Consider the following 21476-nt stretch of genomic DNA (forward strand, 5'->3'; position numbering starts at 1 on the left):
TCTGGTTGTGAAAGAGCATGCAGGTTAGACTTGGACATGGCGTATCCATCCTCTGTTGGTTGTGATCTTGGTGGTGATCAACCAACAGGATACGCCATCCTTTCAGCCTGCTTCCATACACCAGAAATCACCATAACTCAATATTCTGCGCCACGGTCATGTGCGGAAATAGCGCATAGGACTGGAACATCATATTGATGGGCCGCTTGTGTGGCGGCATCTCAGTGATGTTTTCGCCACTCAGCAAAATGCGCCCTTCGCTGGGCGCCTCAAAACCGGCAAGCATGCGCAGTAGGGTAGATTTACCCGAGCCAGACCCACCTAGCAGGGCAAAAATCTCGCCGCGCTTTACCTGCAAATTCACATCATCGACGGCAAGCGCATCATCAAACCGCTTGCTCAAGCGCTTAACCTCTAAAACGATATCCTCGGCAAATCGAGGTGCTTTCCCCTGAGAGCGCACAGGCGGGGGAATGGCAGACGAAGAGGATGAAGAATCGTTCGACAGGGGCGTAGTGACCATTCGCCACTCCCATCAAAAGGCCCGGTTAACCGGGCGATAAAAGACAAACAGCGAGCCGAGCAGCTACCCGGCTCGCCGTCAGGCGATGATTAGAATTAACGGCCAGACTTAACGCGGTTCCAGGTGCGCGTACGGGCACGCAGGATATCCTGGGGTTTTTCTACCTGGACATACAGGTTCTGCATGACCTCGGTTTCCGGGTAGACGGCCGGATCGTTAATCAGCTCATCTGAGAGGTACTCGTTCGCCGCCAGGTTGGGGTTGGCATAGCGCACGTACTCGCTGATCTCAGCAGCAATTTCAGGGTCGAGGATAAAATTAATAAACGCGTGGGCGTTTTCGGGATTCGGAGCATCTGCCGGAATCGCCATCATATCAAACCACAGCGCAGCGCCCTCTTTCGGGATGCTGTAGCCAATGGTGAAATCACGGCCCGCTTCTTCCGCACGCGCGGCAGCCTGGAAGATATCACCAGAGTAGCCTGCCGCCACGCAGATATCACCGTTGGCAAGGTCAGACACATAGCGCGAAGAGTGGAAGTAGGTAATGTTATCGCGCACTTTGGAGATTAGCTCACCGGCAGCCTCAATGTCCTCAACGCTTTCATTGAGCGGATCAAGGCCAAGATAGACCATCGCGGGCGACAGCATTTCATCGCCAGAATCGAGCATCGCAAGGCCACAGCCTGCTTCACTCAGCTGAGTGGTAATTTCCGGGTCAAACAGTAGCGCCCAGCTATTTAACGGTGCGTCGTCACCCAAAATTTCGGTGACGCGCTCAACGTTATAGCCAATGCCGTTGGTGCCCCACATATAAGGAACCGAGTATTCGCTACCCTGATCGATGGTTTCCAGATTAGCCATCAGCTCTGGGTTAAGGTTATCCAAATTGGGCAGCAGCTCATGGTTAAGCGGCTGAAAAACGCCTGCTTTCAACTGGCGGGTGAAGTAGTAGGTCGAAGGCACGACCACGTCGTAGCCAGAGCGGCCGGAGAGCAGGGCCGCATCAAGAATTTCGTTACTATCGTAAACGTCGTAGGTCACTTCTATACCGGTGCGCTCGGTAAACTTCTCCAGCGTTTCCGGAGCAATATAGTCTGACCAGTTATATACCCGCACTTCATCAGCGTGGGCAGCAGCGGCCGCTACGGCAAAAGAGATGGCCGTAACGGCCCCTGAAAGTTTTTTAATGTTCCCCACTTACCTGCTCCTTATCTCGAAAGTCTACATCACCCAAAAGCCATGTACTGCAACCGGCTGTCGCTGGCTGGCTGGTTAGCCACCGATGCAACTAGCGCCAGCTGAAAACAGCTTAGGCGATTATCGCAACCGTGCGAATTTTGCGGTGCAGTGCCGTCTACCGCAAGAGCCACCGAAAAATTCTTGTATTCAGCTCCCTATGCCCCCACTTTCCACCTGCGCGAAAGGTAGCAAGAAAGTTTCATAGCCAACACCTATTGGAAAGATTCAGTTTTCCAATTTTAGCTATTGGTCGCAGTCCGCTACCATGAGCAGCAACTTTTTCTACTGCCACTCACCTATTATGGAGACGTTCTGAATGTCTTTGATTAACACTGAAGTAAAACCGTTTAAAGCCACAGCTTACCTGAACGGCGAATTTATCGATGTCACTGAAGCGGACCTGAAAGGTCAGTGGTCCATTTTCTTCTTCTACCCGGCCGACTTCACCTTCGTTTGCCCGACTGAGCTGGGCGACCTGGCTGACAACTACGAAGCCTTCAAGAAGCTGGGCGTTGAAATTTACAGCGTATCTACCGACACCCACTTTACTCACAAAGCATGGCACGACAGCTCTGAAACCATCGGCAAGCTGCAGTACCCGATGATTGCTGACCCGACCCTGCAAATTTCTCGCAACTTCGAAGTGCTGATCGAAGAAGCCGGTCTGGCCGAGCGCGGTACTTTCGTCGTTGACCCGGATGGTAAAATCCAGATTGTCGAAATCAACGCTGGCAATATCGGCCGTAACGCTGAAGAGCTGCTGCGTAAAGTGAAAGCTGCTCAGTACGTTCGTGCAAACCCGAACGAAGTATGCCCGGCTAAATGGAAAGAAGGCGAAGAGACACTTGCTCCGTCTCTGGACCTCGTAGGCAAAATCTAAATTGCCTACCGCTGCCGCTTAGGGTTCGAATCACATTAAGTTGAATCCCTACAGGCAGCGCAACACCCGGGCACTTGGCCCGGGTGTTTCGTTTAAGCACCCGTGTAACCGCACCCCCTGTTTTCCCTAGCGCTTTTACCGACTGCCCTACTGATCCGGCAGCGGGCGTTTTAGGTTGAGAACAACTTACTGCTGACTGCGAGGAAGCCACTGTCATGCTGGACGCCAATTTAAAAAATCAGTTGAAAGCTTACCTGGAAAAAGTGACTCAACCGTTCGAGATCGTTGCGTCCCTCGATGACGGTGCCAAGTCACGCGAATTACTGGGCCTGTTGGAAGATATCAGCAGCCTCACCGATAAAATTACCCTGCATACCGACGGGCAAGATAGCCGTACCCCGTCGTTTGCGATTAACCGCCCCGGCGAAGAGACCGGCGTGGTGTTTGCAGGCATCCCCATGGGCCACGAGTTCACCTCGCTGGTACTGGCACTGCTGCAAGTCGGTGGTCACCCACCAAAGACCTCTCAAGAGCTGTTAGATCAAATCAAGGATCTCGACGGCGAGATGCTGTTTGAGACCTACTACTCGCTCTCCTGCCAGAACTGCCCGGATGTAGTTCAGGCGCTGAACCTGATGGCGATCTTCAACCCGAACGTGCGTCATGTCGCTATCGACGGTGCGCTGTTCCAGGATGAAGTCGAATCGCGCGAAATCATGTCCGTGCCCAGCATCTACTTAAACGGCAAGCCGTTTGACCAGGGCCGCATGACCCTTGAGCAGATTCTGGCCAAAGTGGACACTGGCGCTGCCGAGCGTGAAGCCAAGAAGCTGAGTGAAAAAGCTGCCTTCGATACGCTGGTGATTGGCGGCGGCCCAGCAGGTGCAGCGGCAGCCATCTACTCCGCACGTAAAGGCATTAACACCGGTGTTGCCGCCGAGCGCTTTGGTGGCCAGGTATCCGACACCATGGGTATTGAGAACTTTATCTCTGTTACCCACACCGAAGGCCCCAAGCTGGTCAGCGCACTTGAAGAGCACGTTAAAGAGTACGAAGTCGACGTGATGAATCTGCAACGTGCTACGTCGTTCAAAGCAGCAGAAGCCGAAGGCGGCCTGCATGAGGTCACGTTTGAGTCTGGCGCGAAGCTGAAGAGCAAAACTCTGGTACTGGCCACCGGTGCCCGCTGGCGTGAAATGAACGTGCCCGGCGAGCAAGAGTACCGCAACAAAGGTGTTGCCTACTGCCCCCACTGCGACGGCCCGCTGTTCAAAGGCAAGCGTGTCGCGGTGATTGGTGGCGGTAACTCCGGCGTTGAAGCCGCTATCGACTTGGCTGGCATCGTCGGCCACGTAACGCTGGTTGAGTTTATGGGTGAAATGCGCGCCGACGCGGTACTGCAGAAGAAGCTGAAGAGCCTGCCTAACGTCGACATCGTGCTAAATGCCCAAACCACCGAAGTGACCGGCGACGGCAGCCGCGTTAACGGCCTGACTTACAAAGACCGCAACACCGATGAAGTGAAGAGCATCGCGTTGGAAGGCATCTTTGTACAGATTGGCCTAGTGCCTAACACCGAGTGGCTGAAAGGCTCGCCAATTGAAATGTCACCCCGTGGCGAGATCATCGTCGATGCCCACGGTATGACCTCGGTGCCCGGCGTGTTCGCCGCTGGCGATGTTACCACCGTGCCCTACAAGCAGATCATTATTGCGATGGGTGAAGGTGCCAAAGCGTCACTGGGTGCCTTCGATTATCTGATTCGTAACTAATCTGCTAGATGACTGGCTGATAGGGCGGCAGCGCCGCCCTACTGAGTTCGTTCCCTTTGACGTGAAGACCGTGACGTCGCGCCCGCCTCCCTGCGGGCTTTTTTTTATGCGCGGGCGCTACACACCGGGCAAGCCGGATCTCTAGGCACTTGAAAATGGCGCCACTGGCCGCTTAAGCCATCAAACGTAGATAACCCCTGATGCGCACTCCCTGCACCGCTTAGCAGCTTAAATGCCTCTACCGCCTGGAAGCAGCCAATTAGCCCCACTAGCGGGGCCATGACACCGCTCTCTGCACAGCTCAGTGCCTCATCCTCACTATCCCCTGGCGGGTATAAACAGGCGTAGCAGGGGCACGCATCATCACGCGGGTCAAACAACGCCAACTGGCCCGAAAAACGAATCGCCGCGCCGGAAATCAGCGGCACACCTGCCTGTTGGGAGGCGGCATTGATGGCATAGCGGCTGGAAAAACGGTCGGTGCAGTCCAACACCACATCGGCCGAGGCCACCAGGGCGGTGAGCGCTTCGCCTTCTGCATGCTGCTCAAGGGCCACAACGTGGCACTCTGGGTTAAGCGCCTGCATGCTCTCCTTCGCGGAGCGCGCTTTGTTCACCCCCAGGCTGGCCTGCTGATGGGCAATTTGGCGCTGCAGGTTGGAAAGCTCCACATGGTCGGCATCAGCGATAGTGATGGTGCCTACACCCGCCGCCGCCAAATAGAGCGCCACCGGCGAGCCAAGCCCGCCGGCACCTATAATCAGCGCATGGGCAGCGTGCAAGCGCTCCTGCCCTTCAATGTCCACCTCAGGCAGCATGATTTGGCGGCTATAGCGCAGCAGCGCCTGATCGTTCATCATCGCGTTACTTATCCTCAAATTCCTCAAAGTCGGGGATGTGCAGGCTGAAGCTCTCCTTCACCTCCTCCATCACTACGTAGCTTTTCGACTCTTTCACCCCTGGCAGGGTTAAGACCACATCCCCCAATAGTTGGCGATAAGCGGCCATTTCCGGGATGCGGCATTTCAGGATGTAGTCGAACTGCCCGGACACCAGGTGGCACTCCTGAATCTGCGGCAGCTTCTCCACCGCACGCCGAAATTCGTCAAACACAGCAGGCGACTGGGTTTCCAGGCTGATCTCAACAAATACCAGTAAGTTAGCTTTTAATGCTCTGGGGTCGAGAATGGCTTGATAGCCGCGGATAATGCCCGCGCGCTCCAAGCGCTTCACTCGCTCTAAGCAAGGGGTTGTGGATAAACCAACTTCAGAGGCAAGGTCTACATAGGAAATGCGCGCGTTCTCTTGCAGGCAACGCAAAATTTTCAGGTCGATACGGTCCAGCGTTCTATTTTTTGGTTTCATGGCAGGATCCAATACTGATGAATCAGGCAGTTATTCGAGGTGCCCTAGGGTAACCCGTTCATGGCCGCCTATGTCTTGTACGCTTTCAACGCTTTGATAGCCCGCCAGCTTTAGCGCTTTGCGCACGCCAGGAGCCTGCCGATAACCGTGCTCCAGCGCCAGCCAGCCGCCGGGCGAGAGAAACGCCTGCGCGGTGGTAATCAAGTGCAGCAGATCCGCCATACCGTCGGCCTCGGCCACCAGCGCCGAGCGTGGCTCAAAGCGCACATCGCCTTGGCCCAAATGCGGGTCATCGGCGGCAATATAGGGCGGATTACTGACAATGATCTCAAATGTTGAACCAGGTGAAGACGCACTAGGAGAAGAAAGCGTGAAAGCGCTGAACCAATCGCTGACCAGGAACGTAGCGTTAGTGATATTAAGTGTACGGGCATTGTCAACCGCCAGCGCCACCGCCTCTGGGCGAACATCCACCCCGACCACCTGCCAATCCGGCTTTTCACTGGCAAAGGCCAGCGCGATAGCCCCGGTGCCCGTACCCAGGTCAAGCAGCCTGCCGGTTGGCGTGCCTGCACGCGCTAATGCGGCCTCTACTAGGGTTTCGGTATCGGGTCGAGGAATCAGCGTGGTAGACGAGGTAGCCAGCGGCAGCCCCCAAAACTCACGCTCTCCGGTTAAATAGGCCACCGGCTGGCCCTGGGCGCGGGCGGCAATTAGCGCGTCAAAGCGGGCATGCTCCCAAGTCGGGCATTCGCTATCGCCCCAGGTATAGAGCCATGTGCGGCTGCGGCCAGTAGCGAACTCCATCAGCACCTCGGCATCTACGCGAGGCGACGGCGAACCTGCCAGCTGCAGCCGCTGGGCGGCGCTCTTCAGCAAAGCGTCGAACGTCATTAAGCGTCCTGCAGCGCCGAAAGCTGTTCCGCTTGGTACTCATGAATCAGCGGCTCGATCACGTCGTCCAACTGCTCACCGCTCACTACTTCGGTCAGCTTATACAGCGTCAGGTTAATGCGGTGATCGGTAATGCGCCCCTGAGGGAAGTTGTAAGTGCGGATACGCTCACTGCGGTCACCAGACCCTACCAGCGAGCGGCGGGCATCGGCCTGCTCCTGGCGCTGGGAATCCACCGCGTTACGCTTGAGCTTGGCGGCAAGCAGCGACATCGCTTTGGCGCGGTTCTTGTGCTGGCTACGCTCTTCCTGACACTCCACTACCACGCCGGTAGGCAGGTGGGTAATCCGGATCGCGGAGTCGGTGGTGTTAACGTGCTGACCACCGGCACCGCTGGAGCGGTAGGTATCGACCCGCAAATCCGCCGGATTGATATCAATATCCCCCACCTCATCCACTTCAGGCATCACCGCAACGGTACAAGCGGAGGTGTGGATTCGGCCCTGGGATTCGGTCGCCGGTACGCGCTGCACCCGATGAGCGCCAGACTCGAACTTGAGGCGGGCATAGACGCCGTCGCCCTTCACGCGGGAAATGACTTCTTTATAACCGCCCTGCTCGCCGTGGCTAGCGCTAACAATTTCTACGCGCCAGCCGCGCTTTTCCGCATAGCGGGAGTACATGCGGAAGAGATCACCCGCAAAGATGGCCGCTTCATCACCACCCGTGCCCGCGCGCACTTCCAAAAAGACACCGCGACCGTCGTCCGGGTCTTTCGGAATCAGCAGGCGCTTGAGCTCAACGTCGAGCGCTTCCAACTGCTCGCGGCCGTCGAGAATTTCCATCTCCGCCAGCTCGCGCATCTCCGGGTCACTGTCGCGGCTTAGCTGCTCGGCTTCGGCAATGCTGTTTTCCACCTCAAGGTAGCGCTTCCAAGCGGCGACCAGCTCTTCCAGCTCCGAGTACTCGCGAGAGTAGTCGCGGAAGCGCTGCTGGTCGTTGATCACCTCAGGATCTGACAGCAGCATGGCCAGCTCTTCAAACCGGTCGGAGAAGCTGTCTAAACGTTGGCGCAAAGTCTCTTTCATGCGGGCGTATCATCCTTCTGGCGTTTTGCCGGGGGCGCAGGCTGCTCAAAGGCGGGCTTCGGTGGCAGCAACAGGCGCGGTGCGGCGCTAAGCAAATCGTGGTTTTCCTGAGAGGCCGCTTCGCGAATGGTGAGCGTTGGCTGATGCATTAGGCGGCTGGCCAGCTGATGCGCTAGGCGCTCAACCACTTTGGCCGGGTCTTCGCCTTTTGCCAAACGCTCAAGCGCCTGATCCCGCGCCTGATCGCGCAGCGCCTCACCGTGGCGGCGATAGTCGCGAATTACCTCACCGCCATTACGAATACGCCGCTCATGCTGCCAGCTACCCACGCCGTGCTCAATGAGCGACTCGGCCTGGTCGGCTGCCACTTGGCGATGGCGACGATTCTCTTCGATCACCTCTTCCAGGTCATCGACGGTATACAGGAACACATCCGCCAGCTCACCCACTTCTGGCTCGATATCCCGGGGTACGGCGATATCGACCATAAACACGGGACGATGGCGACGCTTCTTCAGCGCCCGTTCGACCATCCCTTTGCCCAATATAGGCAGCGGAGATGCGGTAGAGGAGATAACAATATCGGCATGCTCTAAGGCATCAGGAATCTCCGGCAGCGTAATCGCCGTACCGCCCAGCGACGATGAAACCTGCTCGGCCCGCTCCCGGGTACGATTCGCCACGGTGAGCTGACGGACACCAGCTTCATGAAGATGGCGCGCCACTAGCTCGATGGTCTCACCTGCGCCAATCAGTAACGCGTTGGCGCGGCTGAAATCATCGAAAATGCGGCTGGCCATGCTGACGGCAGCATAGGCAACGGACACCGGATTTTTACCGATGCCGGTTTCGGTGCGTACCTGCTTAGCCACGGCGAAGGTGTGCTGAAAAAGACGCTCCAGCTCGCCACCCAGGCCCTTGGCCTGACGCGCTTGCTGATAAGCATCTTTTAACTGGCCCAGTATTTGCGGCTCACCCAACACCATGGAGTCCAACCCCACGGCCACGCGCATCAAATGACGAGCAGCGTCGTTGTCGTGGTAGTGGTAGGCGCAGCGGGCGAGCTCTTCAACGCGTAAATTATGAAAACGACCCAGCCAGTCCAGCACAATCTGCTCACCGGCGGCATCCGTCACACAGTAGAGTTCCGTGCGATTACACGTCGAAAGCACCGCCGCTTCGCTAATGTGTGGCAGGCTACGCAGTTCAGCCAACGCGCTTTCCAGCTGCGCCGGCGTAAAGGCCACCTGCTCACGCACAGCCACGGTGGCAGTACGATGATTGATTCCCAGGGCAAGAAGCGTCATGGGTTATGCGTCTTCGCTAGTGGATCGGTCGTCACTTCACTGTCGGTCATGGTTTCTTGGCTTGTTAATACAAGTCTAAGAGAGCAGCTCATCAAGTGAATTGCGCTGACTCGGCTCTTTTTCAAGGTGGGACATTCTATCACAGCCGAGCATCTTCTGGCGCACACCACTTTGCCGCAGGCAACCAAGCCGCTATGCTGAACACTCGGCCACTTGATCGAGATACGCATGCCCCATCGCGCAACACTACTGGGTATTCCCTGTTCGTTTTCGGGTTTTCCACTTTTGCCCTTGGCCGCCACGCTGATACTGAGCGGCTGCCAGCTGTCACCCTCTCTTTTTGACGGTGAAACCAACGCTCATGTTGAAGACCCAATGGTGACGGCACCGCCTATTACCAGCGGGCTGGATGCCGCTGGGTTACGTACCCTGCTAACCGCAGAGCTGGCCGGACAACGCGGCGATTACCGCTATGCGGGCCAGGGATATCTTGAGGCCGCCCAGCGCTACACGTCACCAGGGCTGGCCGAACGGGCCACGTTCGCCGCACGCTTTGGTAATGATGCCGCACTAATGGAAGCCGCCGCGCTGCGCTGGCGTGAATTAGACCCTCGGGCAGAAACACCCAACCGCCTGCTTGCCTCACTATCACTCCAACGGGGCGACTGGCTGGATAGCCTAGAGCAGCGGCTAGCCATTGCTGAATCAGGCGGCAATGGTGAAATTGCCCCCTTCGCTGAAATCGCCGTCGCCGAAGAGGCACCGCTTAACCTGTTAGCACAGCAGCTACGCAGCTATCTTTCACAGCCGGAGGTTTCCCAGCGCGAGTTTCACAGCGATGTGCTGCTGGGTACCGCCCTGATCGAAGCTGCCCTGGGAGAAACGCAAACCGCCCAGCGCTATTTAGATGAAGTAGAACAGCAAGAGCCAGAGTCAGCCGCCCTGTGGCTAGCTAAAGCACGCCTTGCTCTGGAAACTGGCGACCACCGCGGCGCACAGCAGGCAGCCCAGCAAGGCCTTAGCCTAGCGCCTGACGACGTGCGCTTTATCTTAATGCTGGCCCAAGCAGAAATACGCCTCAACAACATTACCGCCGCCGAAGTGCAAACCAATGCTCTATTAGAGAGCCACGGTGGCAACCAGGATTTACGCATTGCCTTGGCGCAGCTCTATTTAGAAGAAGGGCACAGCGAGCCTGCCTACCGGCTGCTGCAGCCGCTCATTAGTCAAGAGAACATACCCAACATTGCCTACTTCTTATTAGGTGCTATTGCCCAATCCCAAGGAGAGGTCGACAACGCCCTCCTCTACTACCGCCAAGTGTATGAAGGTGATGAATTTTTAGCCGCCAGGTCGGCGGCGGCTCGCATGCTCATTGAGGATGATCGTTTACTCGACGCCCGCGCTTTTCTACGCATTGAGCGCATGCGCCACGACGCCTATTTCGGTGACCTAGTAAGGTTAGAAGTGCAACTGCTGGACGAGTTGTCGCTTCAAGAAGATGCCACCGCCCTGCTGGATCGAGAAATTACCCGCACCCCAGATGACACTAGCCTGCTGTACCTTCGCGCCATGCGCGCCTGGGAGATGGGCGACTTAACAGGCATGGAGCGGGACTTACGGCAAATCTTACGCACCGAGCCCAACAATGCTGACGCGCTAAATGCCCTAGGTTACACGCTCGCTGACCTTAACTTACCCGGAAGACTGGAAGAAGCTCGTGAGCTTATTGAGCGTGCCTACGAAGCGGACCCAGATAACCCGGCGGTATTAGACAGCATGGGCTGGGTGTATTTCCGCCTCGGCAAACCCGACGATGCGCTGGCATGGCTAGAAAGCGCCTACGCGCAGATGCCCGACCAAGAAATTGCCGCGCACTTAGCCGAGGTGCTTCATTCACTAGGACGCAGTGACGAAGCGCGCCTGCTGATTGCACGCATTCTGCAACGAACCACTTACCATCCTCACATTGATGATTTACTTGAGCGTTACCCTGAACTTACGCCACCCAGCGCGCCCTAAGGCTTACTTCTTTACCGTTGCTAGTTTTTACCCTTAATAGACAGCACTGACATGGAGCCAGTTATGTTGACTTCTTTTTTGAACAGCGCGCCAGTGAGCACCTCTTCCACATCACTCTATCGTTCTGCCCGCCTATGGGTGGCCGCCCTGGCGGTGGCTGCCCTTGCCGGGTGTGCCAGCCAAGCGCCGATGGATGAGGGCGGCCGCCAAGCCGGCCAGTGGGAGCGCCAACAGGCAGATGTGGAAGCGTTCGAGAGCTGGACCCTGGTCGGCAAAGCGGGCCTACGCACTCCAGAAGAGAACACCAGCGCCAACCTGGACTGGAACCAAACCCCCTACTACTTCCGCATGCTGATTAGCGGCCCCTTTGGCGGTGGTCGCAGCGTACTGGAAGGCCGCGAGGGTCGCTTCTCACTGACCACCAGTGAAGGCCGTTTTGAAGCAGAAACCCCGGAAGCCTTAATGGAAGAGCAGCTTGGCTGGTCGTTGCCAGTGCGCGCCATGCCTGACTGGGTGCGCGGCCTGCCCGGCGACCACGCCAGCTACCAGCTCGAAACTGACGAACTCGGCTTCCCGAGCCACCTTCAACAAGATGGCTGGGAAATTGACTACCGTGACTGGGAGCAGGCTGAAGGTATGTGGCTACCGCGCCGCTTGGTCATGAACTACGGCGATGTACGCATTACCCTGGTAGTTAATCAGTGGCAGGCCTCCGAATAGAGCGCTCGGGCTGGCAAGCGCCGGCCCTCTTTCATACGTTTACATACGTTTAGCCAATAGAGAACCGGCATGCCCGCAACACCCCGCACACTCACTCTACCCGCCCCAGCCAAGTTAAACCGCATGCTGCATATTGTGGGCCGCCGTCAAGACGGCTACCACGAACTGCAGACGCTGTTTCAGATTATCGACCTCTGCGATTATCTAAGCTTCAACCTGCGCCAAGACGGCGTTATCGAACTGACCACATCGATGGATGGTGTAGCGCACGATGACAACCTTATTGGGCGTGCAGCAAAGCGGTTGCAGCAGGCCAGCGGCACCCACCTTGGTGCTTCTATATCAATTGAGAAGCACCTGCCCATGGGCGGCGGCCTGGGTGGCGGCAGCTCCAACGCGGCCACCGTACTTAAAGGACTCAATCAGCTCTGGCAGCTTGGGCTCAGCGATGCCACCCTAGCAGAGCTGGGCTTAGCGCTAGGTGCCGATGTACCCGTCTTCGTTTTAGGCAAAAGCGCCTGGGCCGAAGGCGTGGGCGAGAAATTAACGCCCGCGACCCTCGACACCCCGTGGTTTGTGGTCATCCACCCAGGCATTAGCGTCTCAACCCCCGCAATCTTCCAAGACCCGGAATTGACACGCGACAGCCTCCCCATTACTATGGCGCGCGCACTGCAGGGGGGAGTGGCCGAGTGGCGTAATGACTGCGAAGCTACCGTCAAAAAACGCTACCCGCGTATCGCGGAAGCACTTGACTGGCTCGCGCAGCACGCACCTAGTCGGCTGACGGGCACTGGCGCCTGTTTGTTTGCAGCTTTTGAGTCACAAGAGGCTGCGCAAACGGTGGCTGAACTGGCTAATCAGCGCTGGCAAGCATGGGTCGCGCGCGGACTTAACACCTCTCCCCTACAAGATGCTCTGGGCTGCTGAAAGCGCCCGGTCATCGCATTAGGTTATTGCTGGGGTATCGCCAAGTGGTAAGGCACCGGTTTTTGGTATCGGCATTCCCAGGTTCGAATCCTGGTACCCCAGCCAATTCTAATGTTGATCTGCGTTTTCTCCCCTGATCCCCAACACTGCAAAGGTGGCTGCGCGTGTCAAAATTGATGGTTTTCACCGGGAACGCCAATCCCGAACTCGCTCAAAAGATTGCCGAGAGCTTAGACAGCCGTATGGGTAACGCCACGGTGGGTCAATTTAGCGACGGCGAAATCGCGGTCGAGATCAATGAGAACGTGCGTGGTAAGGATGTCTTCATCCTGCAATCCACCTGTGCCCCGACGAACGACAACCTGATGGAACTGATCCTGATGGTCGACGCTCTGCGTCGCGCCTCGGCTGCCCGTATTACGGCAGTGGTTCCCTACTTTGGTTATGCCCGCCAGGACCGTCGTGTACGCTCCGCCCGCGTTCCCATCTCAGCAAAAGTTGTGGCGGATATGATGGTGAAAGCAGGCGTTGATCGCGTAATGACCATGGACCTGCACGCCGACCAAATTCAAGGTTTCTTCGACGTACCGGTTGATAACGTGTACGGCTCACCGATCCTGCTGGACGACATCGAGCGTCAAAACTACGACGATCTCGTGGTTGTTTCCCCCGATGTTGGCGGCGTTGTGCGTGCCCGTGCCATCGCCAAACAGCTGAATGCTGATTTGGCTATCATTGACAAGCGTCGCCCCCAGGCTAACCAAGCCCAGGTGATGCACATTATCGGTGAAATCGAAGGCCGCACTTGTGTGGTCGTCGATGACATGATCGATACCGCTGGCACACTGTGTAAAGCTGGTGAAGCGCTGAAAGACCACGGCGCTGCGCGCGTCGTCGCGTATGCTACGCATCCGATTTTGTCCGGCCCTGCGGTCGACAACATCACCAACTCTGTACTGGACGAGGTTGTCGTGACCGACACCATTCCGCTCGCCGACCATGCGCGTCGTAGCGGAAAGATTCGCCAGTTGAGCGTTGCTGGCTTGATTGCGGAAGCGATTCGCCGCGTCAGCAACGAAGAATCCGTCAGCGCGATGTTCCACTAACGCCTGACGTTATAAGCCCCCAACTGGGGCCCTGGAAACGTCGTCGTCTGGTCGCGGACGGCGGCATTTCCTTACTTAAACCAAGAGGCAAATTCCATGTCTGATTTTATCCTGCAAGCCAGCGTTCGTAACGACCTGGGGAAAGGTGCGAGCCGCCGCCTGCGTCGTGCGAACCAACAAGTACCGGCCGTTGTATACGGCGGTGAGAAAGGCGCTCAGTCTATCTCTGTAGAAAAAACTGCTTTCTACAAAGCGATTGAAGACGAGGCCTTCTTCTCCTCTGTCATCAAACTGGTGATCGACGGTAAAGAAGAGCAAGTGGTTGTTCGTGACCTGCAGCGTCACCCGTTCAAGCCACTGCTGACCCACGCTGACTTCCTGCGTGTTGATGCTACTCACGAAATCACCATGAACGTGCCGCTGCACGTGGTGAACGAAGAGAAGTGTGTAGGTATCAAAGACCAAGGCGGCGAACTGCACGTCCTGGCTAACGAAGTCGCCATCAGCTGCTTGCCGAAAGACCTTCCGGACTTCCTGGAAGTGGACATCAGCAACGTTGAGCTGGGTACTACCCTGCACCTGTCTGACCTGACCCTGCCGGCTGGCGTCACTTCTGTTGACCTGTCCCACGGTGAAGAGCACGACAACGCCATTCTGAGCATCACCAAAGTGAAAGTACGTGGCGGTGACGAAGAAGAAGGCGAAGGCGACGCAGAAGCCAGCGCCGAGTAAGCCTTGCTAAAGGTGCTGCCAGTGTATGCTGACCAGTGCCGCCTGGGCCATGCCCGCATGGCCCAAGGATGTTAAAATCAAGCGCTTCGGCGCTTGATTTTTTTTTTGCAGCGTGGCGCTACCCTGCTTATCTGCAAAGCAGCTGCCAGTGAGTCAACTGATATATCTTCCAGAACCGTTGGAGGTGGGAAAATGAGCCAGGTAACGGCCATTATAGGACTGGGCAACCCAGGCGCAGAATACGACGCCACCCGCCATAATGCGGGCTTTTGGCTAGTGGACGCCATTGCACGCAGCGCCCACACCGAACTGCGTCCTGAGAAAAAGTTTTTAGGGTTATACGCCAAAGCCCGCGTGGGTGACCATGAGCTGCACCTGCTCAACCCCACCACCTTTATGAACCGCAGCGGTGCGGCTGTGGCAGCGCTAACCCAGTTTTTTAAGCTTACCCCAGACAACCTACTGGTCGCTCACGATGAGCTTGACCTCCCCCCTGGGCAGTCACGCTATAAAACCGGCGGCGGGCACGGCGGCCACAACGGGCTGCGGGATATTATCAGCGCCCTTGGCAACCAAAATCAGTTTCATCGGCTGCGGATTGGCATCGGCCATCCCGGCGAGGCGCGCCAAGTAGTGAACTATGTACTAGGCCGCCCTGGCAAAGCCGAACAAGAAGCCATTGAGCGCTCGTTGGATGAGTGCCTAGCCACGCTTCCGCTTGTGCTTTCCGGCGACTGGGCTAAAGCCATGAACCGCCTACATAGCGTAAAATAGCAGCACGTTTTCAGCACATATTCTCTACGCGTTACGCACGCGCTTTTTTTCACACTTGGCAGGCGCTTTATTGGTAGCGCCGCCCTAGCGGCCAGGAAGTTACTTATGGGCTTTAACTGCGGTATTGTCGGCCTACCCAACGTAGGCAAATCCACGCTGTTCAATGCGTTGACGAAGTCAGGGATTGATGCAGAGAACTTCCCGTTCTGCACCATCGAACCCAACGTTGGCATCGTCCCGATGCCAGACCCACGCCTGGATGCGCTAGCGGCCATCGTAAAGCCTGAGAAAGTGCTGCCCACCACCATGGAGTTTGTGGATATCGCAGGCCTCGTGGCGGGTGCCTCCAAAGGTGAAGGCCTGGGTAATAAGTTCCTGGCCAACATTCGTGAAACCCAAGCCATTGCCCACGTGGTGCGCTGCTTCGATAACGACAACGTGATCCACGTCGCCAACCAAGTAGATCCCCGCGCCGACATCGAGACCATCAATCTTGAGCTCGCCTTGGCCGACCTAGACACCGTCGAGAAAGCCAGCCAGCGCCTACTGCGCTCAGTGAAAGGCGGTGATAAAGACGCCATTGCCACCAAAGCCGTGCTGGACAAAATCCTGCCGCATCTTGCCGAAGGCCAGCCGCTGCGCAGCTTTGGCCTGGATGACGACGAAAAACGTCAGGTAAAAAGCTTTGGCTTTTTGACCCTCAAGCCCACTATGTACATTGCTAACGTCAATGAAGATGGCTTTGAGAACAACCCCTACCTGGATATCGTCAAAGAGATCGCCGCCGAAGAAGGTGCAGTCGTCGTACCGGTGTGCAACCAGTTAGAAGCCGAAATTGCCGAACTCGAAGATGAAGAGCGCAGCATGTTCCTCTCCGAAATGGGCATGGAAGAGCCGGGCTTAGACCGCGTAATTCGCGCGGGCTACGCCCTGCTTGGCCTGCAAACCTACTTCACCGCCGGTGTGAAAGAGGTGCGCGCCTGGACCGTGAAACAGGGCGCTAGCGCACCCGAGGCCGCCGGTGTGATTCACACCGATTTCCAAAAAGGCTTTATCCGCGCTGAAGTCATCGCCTATGACGACTACATCACGCTGGGCGGCGAGCAAGGTGCCAAAGATAACGGCAAATGGCGCTTGGAAGGTAAAGACTACATCGTCAAAGATGGTGACGTGATCCACTTCCGCTTCAATGTATAAGCGAGAAAAGAAACAAATGCTTGACGGGCGGCATACCTCTGGGTAATATTCGCACCCGTTGAACGGCTACGTAGCTCAGCTGGTTAGAGCACATCACTCATAATGATGGGGTCCCCTGTTCAAATCAGGGCGTAGCCACCAACACCGAATACCGCTAGCAATAGCAAAAGCCCGCTGACTCAGTCAGCGGGCTTTTTCGTTTCTAGACTTTTCTTGGTTAGCTCAGGAGAGCGTCGGGCGGTTCAGGAACACCGTCAGCGCCCGCGTCAGGTAATCCACATCTCGCGTACCGGACGTTTCACGAATCGAGTGCATCGCCCACTGGGGCAACCCGACGTCGATGGTCGGCACGCCCACTTCCGTGGCGGTAATCGGCCCTATGGTGCTGCCACAGCCCATATCCGCCCGTGTGACGAACGACTGTACGGGCACATCTGCTTCGCGACACACGTCCCGGAACAGCGCGCCGGTGACGCTATTGGTCGCGTAGCGCTGGCTAGCATTGACCTTGATCACCGGGCCGCCGTTAATGGCCGGGCCATGGCGCTCATCGTGCTTATCACGGAAGTTCGGGTGCAGCGCGTGGGCGTTATCACAGGAGATCATCAGCGACGATTGAATCAGCTGGATCAACGACTCCTCGCTGCCACCGCCCACCTGGGCATTCAAGCGTTTCAGCACGTCGCTCAAGAACGGCCCCTGGGCACCGCACGCGCTGGCACTGCCCACCTCCTCATGGTCATTCGCCACCAGCAGTGCGCCCTGGCTACCATCGCTTTCCAGCAGCGCTTCCAGGCCCACGAAGCACGACAGCAGGTTATCCAGCCGCGCACTGGCCAGCAGCTCCTTGCGCAGCCCGACCAGTGATGGCGGCTGAACGTCGTAAAAACCCAACTCGAAATCCACCACCTCGACCGCGCGTAGGCCATGCTGCTCTTCCAACCACTGCCCCAGCAGTTCGTGCAGCTTGGCGGTATCGCTCTGCATCAGCACCGGCACCATCTGTGTTTGCGGATTGATCGAGCGCCCCGCATTTACATCGCGGTCCATATGGATCGCCAAGCTCGGAATCATCGCAATCGGACGCGCCACGTTGAGCAGCACGCTCTCCAAGCGACCATCGGCATGGCGCACGTGAACGCGGCCCGCCAAGCCCAAATCGCGGTCAAACCAGGGGGCCAACAGCACGCCGCCGTAAACCTGCACGCCCAACTGCAGCCAACCTGCTGAATATTGGGTGGCGTTGGGCTTCAAGCGTAGCCCTGGGCTATCGGTATGAGCACCCAGCATGCGCAGGCTGGTTAACTTACCAGCGGGCAGCTGAAAAGCGATCACCGACGAATCGTTACGCGTCACGTAGTAGCGCTTTCCCGGCACCAACTGCCAGTTCGCGGTCTCTTCCAGGCGCGTAAAGCCCGCCTGCTCCAAACGCTCAGCCATGCTCTGGGTGGCATGCCACGGCGTGGGCGACTGCTGCAAAAAATCGCACAGCCGCGTTAAACGTTCCGCGTTGAAAGCCTCGGACATGGAATTCCTCATAACAGTAATGATTGGGTCTCACAGGGGAAATGACCTGCTACAATGCTCCCCTCGGCCTACGCAACTCATAGGCTGACTGCGGGTCTAGGGAAGAATGAGTGTACACAAATCCGGGAGAGCTTGACTGATGAGCTTGTTTGCAACGCTTTCGCGCTCGGTCGCCCTTGCCGTGATGCTGGTGATCACCAGCCCGGCAGCGCTGGCGCAACTTGCGCCGACCGACGAACAACGCCAAGCGGCGGTGGAAATTGCGGAAGCCCTCCGCTATGGCCATTATGCCGATATTGATTTCGACGAACAGTGGTCACAGGAAGCTTTCCAGCGCTATCTGGACATTCTTGATGGTCAGCGCAGCTACTTACTGAACCGTGACATCGAACCCTATCGCCACCTCGAAGACGACATGGCCGACGCGCTGTTCGACGGCGACTTAGACGATGCGTTTGCGCTTTACAACCGTCTCAGCGAGCGGCACACCAACCGCTTGGAATGGCTGCTTGCCGAATTGGACGACGGTTTATCGTTGGAGTTCGATAGCAACGAACGCTTGGAAGTCAACCGCGAAGACGCTCCCTGGGCCAGCCGCGAAAGCGAGCTGGATGAGCTATGGCGCAAACGGCTGAAAAACGACGCCCTGACCCTCGCCCTCACCGACCAAGACGCAGAGCAGATCGAAGACAACCTGCGCCAACGTTATGAAGGCCAGCTTTCGCGGTTACGCCAAACGGAATCGGAAGATGTCTTTGGGCTGCTGATGGCGGCTGTCTCCGGCACCATCGACCCGCATACCGGCTACCTCTCCCCCCGCCAGGGCGAGTCCTTCGATATCCAGATGAGCCTCTCGCTGGAAGGCATCGGTGCGCTGCTGCAAGCGGATGGTGAGTACGTCAAGGTTTCCAGCTTGGTTCCCGGCGGCCCAGCAGAGCGCGCAGGCGTGCTAGAGCCCGCCGACCGCATTATCGCCGTTGGCCAGGAAGAGGGTGAAATGGTCAACGTGGTGGGTATGCGCTTGGATAACGTGGTTGACCTGATTCGCGGCCCGAAAGGCTCCGTGGTCCGCCTGGACGTGGTGCCGGCCCAGGCGGTGGATATGACCCGCTCGCAAATCGTCGAAATCACCCGCGACACGGTGAGCTTGGAAGATCAGGCAGCTGACAGCGAAGTGATTGAAGTTAAACGCGACGGCGCTCCTCACCGCATTGGCGTGATTAACGTTCCCACGTTCTACGTTGATTTTGATGCGTGGCAGGCCGGTGAAGAGGAGTATCGCAGCACCACCCGCGATGTAGCCCGCGAAATCGAAAAACTGAAAAAAGAGGGCGTTGAAGGTATCGTACTAGATCTGCGTAATAACGGCGGCGGTGCGCTCCAGGAAGCTAACTCGCTGATCGGCCTGTTTATCGACCGTGGCCCCACCGTGCAAGTACGCGACGCCCAGGGCCGCATTCAGCTGTACGGCGACAGCGAAGCAGGCACCGTGTACGACGGCCCGCTGACCGTGCTGGTGAACCGCCTCTCGGCCTCGGCGTCGGAAATCTTCGCCGGTGCCATTCAGGATTATGGTCGTGGCATTGTGGTGGGCGCATCGACCTTCGGCAAAGGCACCGTTCAAACCCTGAACGAGCTTAGCCACGGCCAGATCAAGCTAACCCGCGCCAAGTTCTACCGTATCTCTGGCGACAGCACCCAGAATCGCGGCGTCGAGCCCGACATCACCTTCCCCAGCCTGATTGACCCAGAGCGGATTGGCGAGAGCAGCCTGGACAACGCCCTGGCCTGGGACACCGTACAGAACGCTCAGTACCGCCGCTACGGCGAGCCGGAACGTGTACTGCCGACGCTGATTACTCGCCATGAAGAGCGCGCCAAAGAGAACCCCAACTTCCGCTACCTGGAGCGCCAATCCACGCTGGCTCGCCAGCTGCGTGAACAGCACACCAGCGTCAGCCTGAACCGGGAGCAGCGCCAACGCGAGCTAGAAGCCCAAGAAGCCGAACAGCTCTCGCTGGAAAACCAGCGCCGCCGCGCCCTGGGGCTGCCTGAACTGGAAGAGTGGATGGATGCACGTAGCGACGGCACCACCCCGACAGAAGACCCTGAAGTAGAAAGCGAAGGCGAAACGGAAGGCAACGAAGAAGAAGTGCCGGTCGACCGTGCGCACGTGCTCGAGGCCGCCGAAGTGCTGCTTGACTATGTACACCTGCAAAACCAACAGCGCATGGCCAAGCGTTAAGTAAACGGCTTGAGCTACCCTAAGTACGAAGACGCCAGCCCTCGGGCTGGCGTTTTTGTGTGTGCTGACTAAATCATAACCGCTAGCAGAGCGCGGCACGCCGCGCAGGGCGATCTCCCATACGCGTCAAACGCTGCGTCAGCGCGTTAAGCTGCACCGCACTCCCCTGCGCAGCGGATTCAATAATCGACTGCGCCCAGGCAGGTAGCTGCGGCGCTAAACGGTAATAGACCCACTGCCCTTCCCGCTGATCCATCAGCAGGCCGCACTGGCGCAGCTGCGCCAAATGGCGAGACACCTTGGGCTGAGACTCCTCCAGCGCATAGGTCATCTCACACACGCACAGCGACTGCTCTTTAGCAATCAGCAGCACCAGCATCAGCCGCGTTTCATCACTCAAACACTTAAAGACCTGCAGCGCCTGCAGGCTAGCCGCTTCTCCCACGACACCTTCCTACGCCATGAATTGGAAACATAGTGTACGTCATACGATAGGCAGGCGTTAAGAAGGGACGGACAGCTAACAAATACACACGTAAAAACACCCAAGATGCCAGGTGGCAACGGGCGATAAAATCATTCAGATAGGAAAGGTGATACGCCAATGGCTCCCCGAGCAGGACTCGAACCTGCGACCCAATGATTAACAGTCATTTGCTCTACCAACTGAGCTATCGGGGAACAACAGAAAATCTTTAGCAGAACAGCAGCTTGGCTCCTCGAGCAGGACTCGAACCTGCGACCCAATGATTAACAGTCATTTGCTCTACCAACTGAGCTATCGAGGAACATCATTTGCTGTTGCGTTTGAACCAGAGCCTATCACTTATTAACACTTACTTAAAGCAGTCTAAGCAATTGTGCTAACAAGTGTTTTGGCTCCTCGAGCAGGACTCGAACCTGCGACCCAATGATTAACAGTCATTTGCTCTACCAACTGAGCTATCGAGGAACTGCTCAAACACGGTGCGTAGTATACTGATTGAAACGCTCGGGTCAAGTATCGATTACGCTAGGGTCTCCCCATTTTTTCCGGCGTGTCATCGGCATAGTCCTCCTGAGGAGGTGAACAAGTCTGGTATTCGCGCCTCGGCGTCTGGCGCTCTTCTCCAGAGGGGGTAGAAAACACTTCGGCCTTGAGCAAACAGCCGTT

The 21476-nt window shown here is 57.1% G+C and carries 18 protein-coding genes, 5 tRNA genes and 1 pseudogene; 12 read left to right on the top strand and 12 right to left on the bottom strand.

Going from position 1 to position 21476, the window contains the following annotated elements; translation table 11 throughout:
* Positions 1-139: 139 nt before the first annotated feature.
* Positions 140-523 (bottom strand): annotated as a pseudogene (locus tag AC13CN_RS08110) (ATP-binding cassette domain-containing protein); the annotation flags it as partial.
* 95 nt (positions 524-618) lie between these two features.
* The gene (locus AC13CN_RS08115; RefSeq protein ID WP_054640865.1) at positions 619-1722 is read right to left on the bottom strand and encodes a polyamine ABC transporter substrate-binding protein; all 1104 of its coding nucleotides are present in this window, start codon (positions 1720-1722) and stop codon (positions 619-621) included.
* Positions 1723-2080: 358 nt separating this feature from the next.
* On the opposite strand from AC13CN_RS08115, the gene ahpC reads away from it, so the two are divergent.
* Entirely contained in the window at positions 2081-2644 is a 564-nt protein-coding gene (gene ahpC / locus AC13CN_RS08120; protein ID WP_044628218.1) for an alkyl hydroperoxide reductase subunit C, read from the top strand.
* Between the two features lie 215 nt (positions 2645-2859).
* A complete protein-coding gene (gene ahpF, locus AC13CN_RS08125; protein WP_062359154.1) occupies positions 2860-4416 on the top strand; it encodes an alkyl hydroperoxide reductase subunit F in 1557 nt (518 codons plus the stop codon).
* A gap of 104 nt (positions 4417-4520) precedes the next feature.
* Here the strand turns inward: ahpF and AC13CN_RS08130 are convergent, their stop codons facing one another.
* From AC13CN_RS08130 to hemA, 5 genes are read right to left on the bottom strand one after another with little or no spacing between them, the layout of a single operon-like run.
* Positions 4521-5276 carry a HesA/MoeB/ThiF family protein gene (locus AC13CN_RS08130; RefSeq protein ID WP_253556855.1) on the bottom strand — a complete coding sequence of 252 codons (756 nt, stop codon included), beginning with the start codon at positions 5274-5276 and terminating at the stop codon, positions 4521-4523.
* Between the two features lie 4 nt (positions 5277-5280).
* A complete protein-coding gene (locus AC13CN_RS08135) occupies positions 5281-5781 on the bottom strand; it encodes an Lrp/AsnC ligand binding domain-containing protein (RefSeq protein WP_044628221.1) in 501 nt (166 codons plus the stop codon).
* Positions 5782-5811: 30 nt separating this feature from the next.
* The gene (gene prmC / locus AC13CN_RS08140) at positions 5812-6675 is read right to left on the bottom strand and encodes a peptide chain release factor N(5)-glutamine methyltransferase (protein WP_253556856.1); all 864 of its coding nucleotides are present in this window, start codon (positions 6673-6675) and stop codon (positions 5812-5814) included.
* Positions 6675-7763, bottom strand: coding sequence for a peptide chain release factor 1 (gene prfA, locus AC13CN_RS08145; protein WP_044628223.1), 1089 nt, complete (start codon positions 7761-7763; stop codon positions 6675-6677). Before prfA ends, prmC begins: the two co-directional genes overlap by 1 nt.
* The gene (hemA, locus tag AC13CN_RS08150; protein WP_089674940.1) at positions 7760-9070 is read right to left on the bottom strand and encodes a glutamyl-tRNA reductase; all 1311 of its coding nucleotides are present in this window, start codon (positions 9068-9070) and stop codon (positions 7760-7762) included. The genes prfA and hemA overlap by 4 nt, the downstream gene beginning before the upstream one ends.
* 228 nt (positions 9071-9298) lie before the next feature.
* Here hemA and AC13CN_RS08155 point away from each other — a divergent pair, with 228 nt between their 5' ends.
* The 9 genes from AC13CN_RS08155 (at position 9299) to AC13CN_RS08195 (ending at position 16692) form a co-directional block, all read left to right on the top strand.
* Positions 9299-11092, top strand: coding sequence for a tetratricopeptide repeat protein (locus tag AC13CN_RS08155; protein ID WP_058577616.1), 1794 nt, complete (start codon positions 9299-9301; stop codon positions 11090-11092).
* Positions 11093-11155: 63 nt separating this feature from the next.
* A complete protein-coding gene (gene lolB, locus AC13CN_RS08160; protein ID WP_058577615.1) occupies positions 11156-11812 on the top strand; it encodes a lipoprotein insertase outer membrane protein LolB in 657 nt (218 codons plus the stop codon).
* Between the two features lie 69 nt (positions 11813-11881).
* Positions 11882-12742: a 4-(cytidine 5'-diphospho)-2-C-methyl-D-erythritol kinase gene (gene ispE / locus AC13CN_RS08165; protein WP_253556857.1), complete on the top strand. Its 861-nt coding sequence runs from the start codon at positions 11882-11884 to the stop codon at positions 12740-12742.
* A gap of 30 nt (positions 12743-12772) precedes the next feature.
* Positions 12773-12847 (top strand) — tRNA-Gln (locus AC13CN_RS08170).
* 59 nt (positions 12848-12906) lie between these two features.
* Positions 12907-13848 carry a ribose-phosphate pyrophosphokinase gene (locus tag AC13CN_RS08175; RefSeq protein ID WP_172416021.1) on the top strand — a complete coding sequence of 314 codons (942 nt, stop codon included), beginning with the start codon at positions 12907-12909 and terminating at the stop codon, positions 13846-13848.
* Between the two features lie 96 nt (positions 13849-13944).
* On the top strand, positions 13945-14580 hold the full coding sequence (locus AC13CN_RS08180; RefSeq protein ID WP_044628228.1) for a 50S ribosomal protein L25/general stress protein Ctc: 636 nt from the start codon (positions 13945-13947) through the stop codon (positions 14578-14580).
* Positions 14581-14772: 192 nt separating this feature from the next.
* On the top strand, positions 14773-15354 hold the full coding sequence (pth, locus tag AC13CN_RS08185; RefSeq protein WP_044628229.1) for an aminoacyl-tRNA hydrolase: 582 nt from the start codon (positions 14773-14775) through the stop codon (positions 15352-15354).
* 105 nt (positions 15355-15459) lie between these two features.
* A complete protein-coding gene (gene ychF / locus AC13CN_RS08190; RefSeq protein WP_058577613.1) occupies positions 15460-16551 on the top strand; it encodes a redox-regulated ATPase YchF in 1092 nt (363 codons plus the stop codon).
* A 64-nt stretch (positions 16552-16615) separates the two neighbouring features.
* Positions 16616-16692 (top strand) — tRNA-Met (locus AC13CN_RS08195).
* Between the two features lie 81 nt (positions 16693-16773).
* On the opposite strand, the gene AC13CN_RS08200 is transcribed toward AC13CN_RS08195, so the two are convergent.
* Positions 16774-18078, bottom strand: a complete 1305-nt coding sequence (locus AC13CN_RS08200) for a M18 family aminopeptidase (RefSeq protein WP_089674945.1) — start codon at positions 18076-18078, stop codon at positions 16774-16776.
* A 139-nt stretch (positions 18079-18217) separates the two neighbouring features.
* Here AC13CN_RS08200 and AC13CN_RS08205 point away from each other — a divergent pair, with 139 nt between their 5' ends.
* Positions 18218-20323, top strand: a complete 2106-nt coding sequence (locus tag AC13CN_RS08205) for a carboxy terminal-processing peptidase (protein WP_483053117.1) — start codon at positions 18218-18220, stop codon at positions 20321-20323.
* 82 nt (positions 20324-20405) lie between these two features.
* Here the strand turns inward: AC13CN_RS08205 and AC13CN_RS08210 are convergent, their stop codons facing one another.
* The 4 genes from AC13CN_RS08210 to AC13CN_RS08225 form a co-directional block, all read right to left on the bottom strand.
* Complete coding sequence (locus AC13CN_RS08210; protein WP_044628261.1) at positions 20406-20768, bottom strand: metalloregulator ArsR/SmtB family transcription factor; 363 nt, start codon at positions 20766-20768, stop codon at positions 20406-20408.
* Between the two features lie 160 nt (positions 20769-20928).
* Positions 20929-21004: transfer RNA gene (locus AC13CN_RS08215), tRNA-Asn, on the bottom strand.
* 31 nt (positions 21005-21035) lie between these two features.
* Positions 21036-21111 (bottom strand) — tRNA-Asn (locus AC13CN_RS08220).
* 88 nt (positions 21112-21199) lie between these two features.
* Positions 21200-21275 (bottom strand) — tRNA-Asn (locus AC13CN_RS08225).
* Positions 21276-21476 lie beyond the last annotated feature (201 nt).

This window comes from Vreelandella sp. L-25 (assembly GCF_056857535.1).

Bases quoted from the DNA above. Each gene is read 5' to 3' on its own strand.
- hemA (WP_089674940.1), bottom strand. From the start codon at position 9,070: ATGACGCTTCTTGCCCTGGGAATCAATCATCGTACTGCCACCGTGGCT.
- ychF (WP_058577613.1), top strand. From the start codon at position 15,460: ATGGGCTTTAACTGCGGTATTGTCGGCCTACCCAACGTAGGCAAATCC.
- AC13CN_RS08130 (WP_253556855.1), bottom strand. From the start codon at position 5,276: ATGATGAACGATCAGGCGCTGCTGCGCTATAGCCGCCAAATCATGCTG.
- AC13CN_RS08135 (WP_044628221.1), bottom strand. From the start codon at position 5,781: ATGAAACCAAAAAATAGAACGCTGGACCGTATCGACCTGAAAATTTTG.
- lolB (WP_058577615.1), top strand. From the start codon at position 11,156: ATGTTGACTTCTTTTTTGAACAGCGCGCCAGTGAGCACCTCTTCCACA.
- prfA (WP_044628223.1), bottom strand. From the start codon at position 7,763: ATGAAAGAGACTTTGCGCCAACGTTTAGACAGCTTCTCCGACCGGTTT.
- AC13CN_RS08155 (WP_058577616.1), top strand. From the start codon at position 9,299: ATGCCCCATCGCGCAACACTACTGGGTATTCCCTGTTCGTTTTCGGGT.
- AC13CN_RS08205 (WP_483053117.1), top strand. From the start codon at position 18,218: ATGAGCTTGTTTGCAACGCTTTCGCGCTCGGTCGCCCTTGCCGTGATG.
- AC13CN_RS08200 (WP_089674945.1), bottom strand. From the start codon at position 18,078: ATGTCCGAGGCTTTCAACGCGGAACGTTTAACGCGGCTGTGCGATTTT.
- prmC (WP_253556856.1), bottom strand. From the start codon at position 6,675: ATGACGTTCGACGCTTTGCTGAAGAGCGCCGCCCAGCGGCTGCAGCTG.
- pth (WP_044628229.1), top strand. From the start codon at position 14,773: ATGAGCCAGGTAACGGCCATTATAGGACTGGGCAACCCAGGCGCAGAA.
- ispE (WP_253556857.1), top strand. From the start codon at position 11,882: ATGCCCGCAACACCCCGCACACTCACTCTACCCGCCCCAGCCAAGTTA.
- AC13CN_RS08180 (WP_044628228.1), top strand. From the start codon at position 13,945: ATGTCTGATTTTATCCTGCAAGCCAGCGTTCGTAACGACCTGGGGAAA.
- ahpF (WP_062359154.1), top strand. From the start codon at position 2,860: ATGCTGGACGCCAATTTAAAAAATCAGTTGAAAGCTTACCTGGAAAAA.
- ahpC (WP_044628218.1), top strand. From the start codon at position 2,081: ATGTCTTTGATTAACACTGAAGTAAAACCGTTTAAAGCCACAGCTTAC.